Raw genomic sequence first — 11,991 nt, forward strand, 5'->3', positions numbered from 1 at the left:
GCGGCCGCGGCCTCCGAGAAGCAGCGCCGCGAGGACGAGGCCCGCGCCGCCGCCGAGGAGAAGAAGCGCCAGCAGGCCGAGGCCCAGCGTCAGGCCCAGGCGCGCGCGGAAGCCGATCGCAAGGCCCAGGAGGAGTCCGCCCGAGCGGCGACGGCCCAGGCCGAGCAGCAGCGCCTCCAGCAGGAGCGCGCGGCGAAGGAGGCGGCCGCGGCCTCCGAGAAGCAGCGCCGCGAGGACGAGGCCCGCGCCGCCGCCGAGGAGAAGAAGCGCCAGCAGGCCGAGGCCCAGGCCTCCGCGACCTCCGCCGCCGAGGAGAAGAAGCGCCAGCAGGCCGAGGCGAGGGATCGCCAGCGGGCGGAAGCCCAGGCGGCCGCCGAGGAGAAGAAGCGCCAGCAGGAGGAGGCCCGCGCCGCCGCCGAGGACCGCAAGCGCGAGCAGGCCGAGGAGCGGCAGCGCCAGCGCGAGGAGGCCCAGGCCGCCGCCGAGGAGAAGAAGCGCCAGCAGGCCCAGGCGCGAGAGCCCCGCGTCGCCCAGGCCGAGACGCCGCGCCGGGCTCCGGAGCAGGGGAGCAGCGCCGGCGTCTCCTCGCGCGGCAAGACGATGACGCTGGTGGGCTTCCGGCAGGAGTCCACGGGCTCGCGCGTCTTCGTGCGCACCAACGAGCCCGTCCGCTACTCCGTCACCCGGGGCGAGAAGATGGTGGTGCTGGAGCTGGAGAACACCCGCATCGCCGAGTCCAACAACACCCGCGCGCTGGACACCTCCTTCTTCGATACGGCGGTGGCCGCGGTGGATGCGGACGCGGGGCCCTCGCGCACGGTGCGCGTGGCCATCCGGCTCAAGGAGCAGGTGCCCTACCAGACGCACCAGGAGGGCAACGAGGTCTCCATCGAGTTCCAGCGCCCCGCGGGCCGCTGATGCTGATATAGGGAAGCGCGACGCCCCACCTGCGTCGAGAGGGTCATGAGCTTCCTGCTGCCGGTGGCCGTGCTGCTGGTGTCGGCACAGCTACCCCTGTCCACCCAACTCCAGCTCCCCTCCGGGGAGACCGTGGAGCTGGCCGCCGACTACGTCCTGTACGATCCGGCCCGCCAGGTGCTCACCGCGCGCGGCCACACCGTGCTGCGCTCGGGCGAGGTGCTGCTGCGCGCGGACGAGGTCACCTACGACCAGGCCAACGAGGTCGCCGTCGCCAAGGGCAACGTCATGCTCGTCAGCGGCCAGATGGCCGCCGTGGCCGACGAGGTGACGGTGGACGTGAAGTCGCTCGAGGCCAACGTGAAGGGCGGCCTCTTCATGCAGAAGCGCGGCGTCTCCCCGGAGGCACTGCTCGCCGCGCAGACGCCCAAGGAGTTGAGGGACCTGGGCGAGACGCCCGTGCTGCTGAGCGGCTCGCGCATCAAACGCACCGGGGAGAACTCCTTCCAGGTGGACGGGCTCGCCTTCGCCCCGTGCCTCTGTGACGCGGACACGCCCACTTGGCGCATGGAGGCCAGCCGCGCCACGGTGGAGCTGAACGACCACGCCACGCTCACCTGGCCGGTGGTGTACGTGCACTCGGTGCCGGTGTTCGCGCTGCCCTGGGTGTACCTGCCCCTGGCCGAGCGGCGCACCGGCCTGCTCGTCCCGCGCCCCACCACGAGCAGCCTCAACGGCTTCTCCTTCGAGCAGCCGGTGTTCGTCACGCTCGGGCGCAGCTATGACATCACCCTCACCCCCGCCTTCTACCTGGGGGCTCCCGAGGCGGACGTCGCGCGCACGTTCGCCTTGCCGGACGGGACGGTCGAGACGCTCACCCGGCCCGAGCCGACCCGCAACGGCATTCGAGGGCCGCGGCTCCTCACGGAGTTCCGCTACGTCCCCTCGACGCGCACCGACGGCCGCGCCACGCTGGGGCTGCTCTACGACCTCAAGCCCGTGCGCAACCCGGTGACGGGCGACTACTTCCTGGACCCCCAGCGCGAGGTCATCCGCGAGCGGCGCGGGCTGCGCGGCGAGGCCTCCCTGCAGCACAAGCAGGACCTGGGCGGCGGTTTCCATGACCGCATCGACGCCTTCGTCGTCTCCGACGGCTTCTACACGCGCGACGTCACCGCGGACATCGTGGCCCGCGAGAACCAGTACCTGCGCAGCACGGGCGTCCTCTACCACCGGGGAGACGACCACTGGGCGGGCCTGGAGGTGGGACTGCGCCAGGACATCCGCTGGGGCTACGGCCTGCTGGGGCGGACCCAGGCGCCTGTCGGGGCGGTGCTCGCCGGGCCCCTCACTTCCGCGCCGCGCACCATCCAAAAGCTCCCTTCGCTCACCTGGGCCCTGCCCGAGCGGCCCCTCCCGGGCGGGCTGATGGGCGGCGTGAAGGTGGAGTTCACCCGCCTGTCGCCGCTGCGCGCCCCCTTTGGCGATGAGGGCGAGGACGGCCGCTATGATCCGGAGCGGTTGCTGGCCGCCGCCAACCCCGGGGGCATCCGGGACGTCGATACCGCCCAGGGCAATGGTGTCTTCGATGCCTCGGACCGGGAGGCGAGGGATCGCTTGGATGTGCTCCCCCGGCTGTCCTCCTCCTTCGGGCTGGGCCCCTTCGCGCGCCTCACCCCCGCGCTCGCGCTGCGTCAGGACTTCTACGCGGGCGAGGTCTCCGGCCGGACGGCGCAGCGGGGCTACCCCATCCTGGACCTGGTGGCGGACTCCGAGCTGGCGCGCACCTTCGAGCTGCGCGGCACCACCTTCCGGCACTCCGTGATGCCCTCGGTGCGGCTGCGCTACGTGCCCATCGTCTGGGGCGGCCTGCCCTCGCCTGGTGCCTCGCCGGATCGTCCCGGTCAGGTCTATGACGAGATCGACGCCGCCCTGCCCGCCACCCCCGTGGGCGCGGCGCAGCGCTTCCTCCACGGGCTGGTGGAGCTGACCCAGACGCTCCACTCGCGGCGGGAGGGCGTTCGCAGTGAGCTCGTCCGCTTGACCCTCGGGCAGGGGTTCGACCTGTCCAGGCATGCCCCTACGTTGGGCCGTGGCACCGCGCTGGAGGACGACCGGACCGTGCGCGACACCTATGGTCGGCTGTCCGCCAATGTGGGCCGCTTCAATGGCAACGGGCTCCTGCGGTACGACCCGAACACCAACCGCATCGCCCAGCTCAGCGCCGACTTCCGCATTTCCGTCCCCCAGGGGGAGATTTTCGCCGCATATGACGACCTCATCGGCGTGGGGTCGGATCGCCTGCGCAGGAGCCTGGACGCCTTGGTAGGGCCTGCTCGCACGAGTGACCAGCGAGCACAGTTCCTCCGAGCGGGCACGCAGGTGACGCTCGGCTTCGGGCTCGGATTGCGATACGAGGCCATCGTACAGCCACAGGCTCGCAGTGAGTCGCCTCTCAACCAGCAGTGGTTCGCGGTGTCGTATGGCCCCGCGTGCAACTGCTGGCGAATCGAGGGGGTCGCCCGACTCGAGAGGGGGCGAGCGCGTCCCGACTTCGGTGTGAACCTCACGATCACCGGGGTGGGGACGTTCGGAACGGGGGGTTAGGAATCCCCGGCGCATGTGCGTGGTTCTTTCACTCCCTGACTGTTTCCCCTGAGGAGGACGAGGTCTTTCGTGTCGGAACTCGGCAAACGTATTGGACAGCGTATTCGTGAACTTCGCACCCAACGTCCGGAGCGGTGGACGCAGGAGGAGCTCGCGGAACGGGCGCAAATCAGCGTCTCCTTCCTCTCGATGATCGAGCGGGGAGAGCGCGTTGCACATGTGGAAACCCTTGCCGCCCTGGCCTTGGCCTTGGGCGTGAGCCTTGGCGAGCTCTTCGCGGGAACGGAGGAGACTCCAGCGCAGACGGAGGACCTTCTGCGCCCGTTGTCGGACTTCGCCCGGGCCCGGGGCCTCACGGCCCGTGATGTAGACCGCTTGCTGGGTGTGGCTCGCGCCATGTTCAGCGGCTCGGCGGCCTGACCCCCCGCAGCCTGGAAGGCTGCCGTCCTTGACGGGACGCATCTGAGACCGGGAAGATGGGAAGTGTTGGCTGTGCGTCAACAGCGCGCGGCGCTCTTCCCCTTCAAGGAGTCTTCTCAGATGCGTCTGGGTCTCGCCGTGTATGTGGCGATCACGAGCGGGGTGCTGGCAGCATGCAGCGCCCCGACCCCGTCGACGCTGGAGTTCGTGGATCAGTCTCCACTCCAGCCTCGGCTCGGGGAGATCACCACGTTGAACTTCCGCGCCATTGATTCTCGCGGCGAACCGCAGCCGGGCGTGCATGTCACCTTCGAGCTGCAGGCTCCCGTCCCGGGCGTCGAGCTCAACCCCACCGAGGCGGACACCAACGTGGGCACGGGCATCGTCTCCACCCAGGTGGTGGCCAAGGGAGGCCGTGTCTCCTCCGTGGTCGTCGTCGCCCGGGTGGTGGACAAGGTGGCCATCAGCCCCGCGGTCACCTTCGCGGGCTCCAGCTCCAACTCCCGCCAGTTCACCTTCCAGTGCGGCACCGTGGCCGGTGAGGCCTCGGGCGGCGTGCATGCCATCGGCGCCTTTGACGAGTCGCGTCATCTCATCGCCGGTGTGAAGCTGCGCTGCATCGCCCATGTGGCGGATCGCAACGGCGACGGCATCGCCGGAGCGCAGGTGTCCTTCCTCACCGAGGCCGGCACCATCGGCCCCAGCTCCACCTCGGTGACGAGCGTGGTGGGCAACGCGGAGGTCATGTACAAGACCTCGCTGCCGCTGCCCGAGGATGTGAGCCCGGGCACCTTCACCTGGAATCCCCCCGGCAGCGGCAGGGACATCAGCAACCCCACCTACACCGGCGAGTACATCGCCCCGCTGTGGATGCACCCGTTCGCCTGGGTGGAGGATCCGATCGCCAACTTCGACCGGGAGGCCACCTTCCAGGAGCCGCGCCGGCCGGATCCCATCCGCCGGGACAGGGACGGCAGCCCGCTCACCAACAACCCCCGCGACAACCTGGTGAGCATGATCGCCGTCACCACGGGCGAGGAGGCCTTCGACGACCTCAACAACAACGGCACCCGGGAGGAGAGCGAGCCGTTCGTGGACCTCACCGAGCCCTTCGTCGACAACAACGACAGCGGCACGTGGGACAAGGGCGAGCGCTACGTCGACGCCAACGGCAACGGGGTGTGGGATGGAAAGAACGGCAGGTACGACGCCACCACCCTCATCTGGGTCCAGGAGCGCATCCTCTGGACGGGTTGGCCGCACAAGGAGGACCGGGAGCCGGCCACCGCGCAGCGCAACCCGAAGCCGGTCGTCAAGACGCTCAGCCCGCTGCCGCCGGTGACGCTCGCCAAGTTCAAGCAGGTGCCCGTGGACTTCCTGATGGCGGACCCCTGGTTCAACAGCATGGCCCGCAACGGTGACGACGACGGGTGCAACGCGGTGTCGGTCGGGCCCGTGGAAGTGGCCGCGCTGGCCCGGGGCAAGGCCTTCACCTACCCGGCCTACACGCGCCTGCGCTACATCATCAAGGACACGCGCGACCCCACCGACCCCACCGCTCCGAACTATGCCACCCCGGGCATCGACTTCGAGGTGACGGCGGACTGCATCTTCACCGCCTCGCCGGTGGAGGGTTACAAGGCCCAGGTCGCGGCGCCCAAGGTGAACGGCGTCGTCTTCCCGTGACGAGGCGCGGCAAAGGGCATTGACCGCGAGCCCCCGCGTCCGTAGCGTCCTCCCCGGCTGATTGACGAGTCAACCGGCCGGGGAGACACAGCGCGTGAGTCCGCAGCAGCGCAAGTCGGAGGAGGCAGGGAGCCGGGAGAACGAGCGTCGCCGCACCATCCTGCGCGCGGCGATCGAGGTGTTCGCGCGCAAGGGCTACCACGGCTGCCGCATCGCGGACGTGGCGCGCGAGGCGGGCGTGGCCTACGGGCTCGTCTACCACTACTTCAAGAACAAGGATGAGCTGCTCGAGACCGTCGCCGAGACGGGGTGGAGCGGCTTCGTCTCGCGCATGCGCACGGTGGCCCAGGGCGAGGGTTCGCTCGAGGACAAGGTGCGCGGCATCGCGGACGTGGCCTTCGAGGCCTACCGGGTGGATCCGCGCGCGGTGAAGGTGCTCATCCTGGAGGTGGGCCGCAGCCCCGCGGGCAGCCACGTCGTCAGCCGGCAGCAGGCCTTCCTCGACGCCATCCGCATGGCCGCGGACATGTTCGCGCGCGCCCAGGAGGCCGGGGAGCTGCGCGCGGACCTGGACCCGATGATCAGCGCCTCGCTCCTCTTCGGTGCCATCGAGATGGGCCTCACCGCTTTTGTCTCCGGGTTGATGGAAGACCGCAGTCCCGAGGCGCTGGACAGAGCCAAGGTGCAGATTGCCGAGTCCTTCCTTCGCGGCGTCCTTCCCGGCGCCGCCACTGCCGCGGGGGTGTCATGGAAGCAGGAGAGGTCGTCGTCCGGTACCAAGGCGAAGGCGGGCAAGCGCTCCTGACGATTGATCGGCCGAAGGCGCGCAACGCGCTCTCGCCCGAGGTGTTGCAGGGGCTGCTGGCCGCGTTGGATCGGGCGGAGGCGGACCCCGCCGTGCGCGTGGTGGTGCTCACCGGCGCGGGCGAGAAGGTGTTCTGCGCCGGGGGAGACCTCGGGCAGCTGGGCGGAGAGGGGGGTTTTCTCGCCACCCACGAGGGGCGCCGCGTCTATGGCCGGCTGCTCCAGCGGCTGCAGGATCTGCGCAAGCCCACGGTGGCGCGCGTCAACGGGCACGCGCTCGCGGGGGGCCTGGGCCTGGTGCTCGCGTGTGACCTGGCCGTGGCCGCCGAGCACGCCGAGCTGGGCACGCCGGAGATCGACGTGGGGCTCTTCCCCATGATGATGATGGCGCTGCTGCAGCGGCACCTGGGCCGCAAGCGGGCGCTGGAGATGGTGCTGACGGGAGAGCGGCTGCCGGCGCGCGAGGCGCTCGCGCTGGGGCTGCTCAACCGGGTGGTGCCCGCGGCGGAGCTGGACGCGACGGTGGCGGGGCTCGCGGGGAAGCTCGCCGGCAAGAGCCAGGCGGTGCTCGCCCTGGGACGGCGCGCCTTCTTCACCGCCGAGGACATGCCCCTGCCGGCCGCCCTGGAGTACCTGGCCTCGCAGCTGTCCCTCAACGTGCTGGCCGAGGATGCCGCCGAGGGCGTCACCGCCTTCATCGAGAAGCGTCCCCCGAAGTGGAACGACCGCTGAGCTTTCGAAGTCCCCGAGGAGGTGCCCCATGCCGCTGTCGAAGGACAAGGTCATCGTCACCTGTGCGCTGACGGGCGTGCTGGCGAAGCGAGATCAGTGCCCCTACCTGCCGTACTCCCCGGTGGAGATCGCCGAGGAGGCCCGTCGCGCCTACGAGGCCGGTGCCGCCGTGGTGCACATCCACGGCCGCGAGCCCGACTCGGGGGAGCAGTCGTGGAGCGCCGACATCTACGGGCTGATCAAGGAAGAGGTGCGCAAGCGCTCGCCCATCATCATCAACTTCTCCACCGGCGGCTTCAACATGGGGGTGGAGTCCGAGGAGGAGAAGAAGGCGCGGCTGGCCTACGTGGCGAAGACACGGCCGGAGATGGCCGCGCTCAACATGGGCTCGATGAACTACGCGAAGTACTCGGAGAAGCGGAAGGGCTTCGTCTTCGACTTCGTGTTCCCCAACCCCTTCTCGGACATCCTGCTGGCGGTGGAGGCCATGCGCGCGGGCGGGGTGAAGCCGGAGCTGGAGTGCTTCGACCTGGGGCACGTGCACAACGCGGAGCCGCTGCTGGCCATGGGCGCGCTCAAGGGGCCGCTGCAGTACAGCTTCATCCTCGGGGTGCTCGGCGGCGTGGCGCCCACGGCGGAGAACCTGCTGGCCATGGCGCGGCAGATCCGCCCCGAGGACACCTGGGAGGTGATTGGCATCTCCCGGGTGCAGTGGAAGCTGGTGGCCTCGGCGCTGGTGCTCGGCGGCAACATCCGCGTGGGCCTGGAGGACAACTTCTACCTGGACCCGGCTGGCAAGGAGATGGCCAAGGGCAACGGGCCGCTGGTGGAGAAGGCCGTGCGGCTCGCGCGGGACATTGGCCGCGAGCCGATGAGCCCGGACGAGGCCCGGGCCGCGCTCGGCATCGGCCAGTCCTGGTGAGCGCTACTCCTTCTCGCGCTGGGTAACGGCCGGGGCGCCGCCGAAGTCGAGCTTCAGCAGCGTCTCGCCGTCCACCCACAGGTCATCCACCTTCACGCCCCAGTGGAGGTGGGGGCCGGTGACGCGGCCGGTGCTGCCCACCTTGCCCAGGAGCTGCCCGCGCTCCACGCGCGCCCCGTCCTTCACGTCCGTGGCGGACAGGTGGAAGTAGGCCGTGTAGAGCCCGGCCCCGTGGTACACGAGCACCGTGTTGCCCGAGGCGTAGGCATCGCGCGTCATCACCACCGTGCCCGTGTTGGCCGCGTACACCGGCACGCCCGTGGCCCCGCGGATGTCGGTGCCGAAGTGCTGGCTCTGCTTCTTGCCGTTGTAGGTGCGCAGATCGCCATAGGGCGCGGTGATGCTGTCCTGGCGCGGCCAGGCGAAGTTCTCCCCGAAGAGGGGCGGGGCGAAGGACTGCGCGAAGGCGGCGGCGAAGGCGGCCTTGTCCGCCTCCATGCGCGCCTGCACCTCCGGCTCCGGCTTGGCCTTCACGAACTTGTTGGCCACCTTGAGCGTGCGCGCCGGCCAGCCCGCGGCCACCACGTCCAGCTTCCCGGTGAGCTCCACGGGCGCGGTGCCACCGAGGAGGGGCGCGGACACCTTCACCTGCACCGGGCCCGGCGTCAGCTCCACCGGAAGGCCACTGAGGGCCTGGAAGCCCTCGCGCACCGGATAGAAGCGCAGGGGGCGCTCTCCGAGCGTGCCCGTGGGCGCCTGGGTGAGGCCACGCACGGTGACGAGCACCGGGTCGCCTGGCCGGGCCACTTCAGGCTGGAGGGAGAGGAGGGGACGCTCCTCGGCGGCGTAAGCGGACAGGCCGAGGACCAGCAGGAGGAAGGGAAGCCTCCGGAGGGGGGAGCTATTCACGGGGGCGAGATATGCGTGCGGGAGGGGGGCCCCGTCAACGAATGACGACGGCGCCAACCCCGCGATTGTCCGCCGCGTGGCTGTCAGCGCCGACCCTCGGAAGGAGAGGGGACGCATGCCTCGCTCCCCGTGGAGCAGGCGGACGGGCAGGCCCCCGAGAGTCTCAGCGTTCCCTATGCGCTGACCCCTCCCTAGCTTCTCGCGTATCCGTTTTTCTGATTCTGAGGGGGAGATAATCGGATGCCTCGTACCTACAGCTTCGACCACTTCACCGTTCCCCAGGCCTCGGCTCCGAGCCGCGGTCTGCGACGCCGGGACAAGCAGCAGCTGTCCGAGAAGCGCGTGTCGGAGCGCCGTTCCGACAAGACCATTCAGTACGGTCGGAACCACGCGGAGACAGAGGAGATGTTCCAGGTGCGCGCGATGAACGCGCAGCTCGAGGCGCTGGCGGGCCTGTCGCCCAACGCCCCGGTGAAGCCCACCGCGACCAACCGGGGCCAGCCCATCGGCGCGCTCCCGATGGCCGAGGAGCCCCTGATGTCGCGCGCGGCGCTCAAGGACGTGTACGACGAGGCCCTGCGTCAGTTCCGCGCCCTCCAGTCCGGCATCCAGGATGCCACCAAGGCCACGGGGCGCCTGCTGTCGCTGCCCATGGAAGCGGCCCGGCTGGCCGCGCAGCGTCTCCGCCTCGTTCAGGGATGATGGTCAGGTCGTGGAGCTGACGCTCGTTTCGTACAACATCCACAGTGGTATCGGAACGGACGGGGTCTTCGACCTCCACCGGGTGGGCGAGGTGCTGCGTGAGATCAACGCGGACGTCATCGCCCTCCAGGAGGTGGGAGACTACCGGGGCGTGACGCCGCGCGAGGACCAGCCCGAGCACCTGGCGGAGCTGCTCGGGCTGCACATGGCCTTCGGCCCCAACGTGGTGCGCAATGGCCGACGCTATGGCAACGCCATCCTCTCCCGGCTGCCCATCCTCAAGTCGAAGAACTACGACCTGAGCGTGGCCCGCCGCGAGCCTCGGGGGGCGTTGCGCTGCGACCTGGACCTGGGCGAGGGCCGTCAGCTCCACGTCTTCTGCCTGCACCTGGGGTTGAGCATGCGCGAGCGCCGCCGCCAGGAGGCGCTCCTGCTGTCCTCGGACATCCTCCGCGACGCCGTGCGGAATGATCCGGTGGTGGTGTGTGGAGATTTCAACTACTGGGGCCCTGGCGCGGTGCCCGGGCTGGTGCGTCAGGCCATCCACGACGTGGCCCTGGAGCTGGGCACCCCGGTGCGCACCTACCACTCCCGCTTCCCGCTGCTGCGGTTGGATCGCATCTACGTGGACGCGGGCGTGAGGCCGCTGGCCCTGCATGCCCACGGCACGCCGCTGTCCGCGGTGGCCTCGGATCACCTGCCGCTGGTGATGCGCTTCGAGGCCCCCCTGGTGGGTCCACAGCCCCGCTCCGCGCCCGTCGAGCTCATCGGTTGACCTGGGCGCTCCGGCGCGTCGGGTGGCCAACGCTGACGAACGCCGGACACATTTCTTCGCGGCGGGGTTGTCGCGGAGAACGGGGGGGTCCTACGTTGGGGCCTCCGAATGAGAGCGACGGCCGGGGAGCAGATGGGCTTGGGCACCGAGCAGACGGAGCGCGGACTCGCCGCGCTCGTCGGGCGCATGACAGATGGTTTCAGCAAGCTGGTGACACAGCACCTGACGCTCGCGCGCCTGGAGTTGATGGACGACGCGCGGGCGGTGGGCACGGACGTGGCGCGCATCGCCGCCTTCGTTCCCTTCGTGCTGGTGGGCTACGCCTTCCTCTGCGCGGCGCTGTCCGCCTTCCTGGTGAGGTGGCTCGGGTGGGACGGGTCGCTCGCGGTGGTGGGGGCGGTCAACCTCGTGGGAGGCGGGCTGGGCATCGCGCGGGCCGCCTCGCGGCTCAAGGCCCACCGGGTGATGGACGACACCACCGAGGAGCTCAACCGCAGCGTGGAGGTGCTCGCCCAGGCCCAGGTCGCGGTCGCGCCCGCGGCGCTTCCTCCGGAGGCCCGCCATGGCCGCTGACGGCAAGGTGAAGACCTCGCCCCAGTCCCCGGAGCAGATTCGCGCGGAGATCGAACGGACGCGCAACGAGCTCGTCCACTCCGTCACCGTGCTGCGCGAGGAGGTGGCCTGGCGCACCGACTGGCGCCAGTGGGTGCGCCGCAACCCCATGACGTGCGTGGGCGCGGCGTTCTTCGTTGGATTCCTCATCGGCAGCAGCCGGCGGCGCTAGACGCCCGACACCTTCGTTCCCACCCTTCAACCCCGATAAGGAGATGGCTTCCATGGACGTCAATCCCCAGCACCTGCAGGACAAGGCCCGTCAGTTCCAGGAGAACATGGTGCCGCAGCTCGAGGAGGCGCGGCGCAACCTGGAAGATCTCAACACCCGCGTGGTGAGCTTCGTGCGCGCCAATCCGGGCACCTGCCTCCTGGGCGCCGTGGCCGTGGGCTTCATCGTCGGGCGCATCGCGTCCCGCCGCTGAGCTCCTCACCGTTTCTCTCGAAGACTCGGAGTACCGACATGGCGACTTTCCAGAGCAACCCGGGCAGCAATGGTGGCCAGGCGCAGGGCGAGCAGGGACAGGCCGGTTTCGGCCACCGGGTGGACCGGATCGGCTCGGACGCGCAGCAGCTGTGGGACGATGCCCGCGGCGCGGTGACGGATCTGCAGGGCACGTTGGATCTCAAGGGCCGCGTGGAGCGCAACCCGTACATGATGCTGGCCGCGGCTTTCGGCGTGGGCTACGTGCTCGGCGGCGGGCTCTTCACCCGCACCACCGCGCGCGTCATCCGGCTGGGCGTGCGTCTGGCGGCGCTGCCCATGGTCAAGGACGAGCTGCTCGGCATGGCCGAGGCGGCCATGCGCGGCGTCGAGGTCGGTGCCAGCCGCGTGGCCGACATGAACGGCTCCGGGAACACCGGTGCCGGTGGCTCGCGCGATCCCCAGGTTTGATGGACTGCT

General features: G+C 70.2%; 14 protein-coding genes. 13 read left to right on the forward strand and 1 reads right to left on the reverse strand.

Features of this window, described 5'->3' with window-relative positions:
- From VF697_RS36290 to VF697_RS36320, 7 genes are all read left to right on the forward strand, one after another.
- A partial coding sequence (locus VF697_RS36290) for an AMIN domain-containing protein (protein WP_331102354.1) occupies positions 1 to 918 on the forward strand: 918 nt, incomplete at its 5' end.
- Between the two features lie 45 nt (positions 919 to 963).
- Positions 964 to 3,525, forward strand: a complete 2,562-nt coding sequence (locus VF697_RS36295; RefSeq protein ID WP_331102355.1) for an LPS-assembly protein LptD — start codon at positions 964 to 966, stop codon at positions 3,523 to 3,525.
- Between the two features lie 69 nt (positions 3,526 to 3,594).
- Positions 3,595 to 3,945 (forward strand): helix-turn-helix domain-containing protein, encoded by a 351-nt coding sequence (locus VF697_RS36300; protein ID WP_047862667.1) that lies wholly within the window; start codon positions 3,595 to 3,597, stop codon positions 3,943 to 3,945.
- Between the two features lie 120 nt (positions 3,946 to 4,065).
- Entirely contained in the window at positions 4,066 to 5,631 is a 1,566-nt protein-coding gene (locus VF697_RS36305) for a hypothetical protein (RefSeq protein ID WP_331102358.1), read from the forward strand.
- 94 nt (positions 5,632 to 5,725) lie between these two features.
- Positions 5,726 to 6,436 carry a TetR/AcrR family transcriptional regulator gene (locus tag VF697_RS36310; RefSeq protein WP_331102360.1) on the forward strand — a complete coding sequence of 237 codons (711 nt, stop codon included), beginning with the start codon at positions 5,726 to 5,728 and terminating at the stop codon, positions 6,434 to 6,436.
- On the forward strand, positions 6,379 to 7,167 hold the full coding sequence (locus VF697_RS36315) for an enoyl-CoA hydratase/isomerase family protein (RefSeq protein WP_331102361.1): 789 nt from the start codon (positions 6,379 to 6,381) through the stop codon (positions 7,165 to 7,167). The genes VF697_RS36310 and VF697_RS36315 overlap by 58 nt, the downstream gene beginning before the upstream one ends.
- A gap of 28 nt (positions 7,168 to 7,195) precedes the next feature.
- Complete coding sequence (locus tag VF697_RS36320) at positions 7,196 to 8,089, forward strand: 3-keto-5-aminohexanoate cleavage protein (protein WP_331102363.1); 894 nt, start codon at positions 7,196 to 7,198, stop codon at positions 8,087 to 8,089.
- A 3-nt stretch (positions 8,090 to 8,092) separates the two neighbouring features.
- Here the strand turns inward: VF697_RS36320 and VF697_RS36325 are convergent, their stop codons facing one another.
- Positions 8,093 to 8,998, reverse strand: a complete 906-nt coding sequence (locus VF697_RS36325) for a M23 family metallopeptidase (RefSeq protein WP_414641404.1) — start codon at positions 8,996 to 8,998, stop codon at positions 8,093 to 8,095.
- 240 nt (positions 8,999 to 9,238) lie between these two features.
- On the opposite strand from VF697_RS36325, the gene VF697_RS36330 reads away from it, so the two are divergent.
- The 6 genes from VF697_RS36330 (at position 9,239) to VF697_RS36355 (ending at position 11,982) form a co-directional block, all read left to right on the forward strand.
- Positions 9,239 to 9,700 (forward strand): hypothetical protein, encoded by a 462-nt coding sequence (locus tag VF697_RS36330; protein ID WP_331102365.1) that lies wholly within the window; start codon positions 9,239 to 9,241, stop codon positions 9,698 to 9,700.
- A gap of 10 nt (positions 9,701 to 9,710) precedes the next feature.
- The gene (locus VF697_RS36335) at positions 9,711 to 10,475 is read left to right on the forward strand and encodes an endonuclease/exonuclease/phosphatase family protein (RefSeq protein WP_331102366.1); all 765 of its coding nucleotides are present in this window, start codon (positions 9,711 to 9,713) and stop codon (positions 10,473 to 10,475) included.
- A 108-nt stretch (positions 10,476 to 10,583) separates the two neighbouring features.
- A complete protein-coding gene (locus tag VF697_RS36340) occupies positions 10,584 to 11,048 on the forward strand; it encodes a phage holin family protein (protein ID WP_414641405.1) in 465 nt (154 codons plus the stop codon).
- Entirely contained in the window at positions 11,038 to 11,259 is a 222-nt protein-coding gene (locus VF697_RS36345) for a DUF3618 domain-containing protein (RefSeq protein WP_331102368.1), read from the forward strand. Before VF697_RS36340 ends, VF697_RS36345 begins: the two co-directional genes overlap by 11 nt.
- A 52-nt stretch (positions 11,260 to 11,311) precedes the next feature.
- On the forward strand, positions 11,312 to 11,512 hold the full coding sequence (locus VF697_RS36350; RefSeq protein ID WP_309894268.1) for a hypothetical protein: 201 nt from the start codon (positions 11,312 to 11,314) through the stop codon (positions 11,510 to 11,512).
- Positions 11,513 to 11,550: 38 nt separating this feature from the next.
- Positions 11,551 to 11,982, forward strand: a complete 432-nt coding sequence (locus VF697_RS36355; protein ID WP_331102372.1) for a hypothetical protein — start codon at positions 11,551 to 11,553, stop codon at positions 11,980 to 11,982.
- Positions 11,983 to 11,991 lie beyond the last annotated feature (9 nt).

Source organism: Archangium sp., assembly GCF_036388035.1.
Lineage (GTDB): Bacteria > Myxococcota > Myxococcia > Myxococcales > Myxococcaceae > Archangium.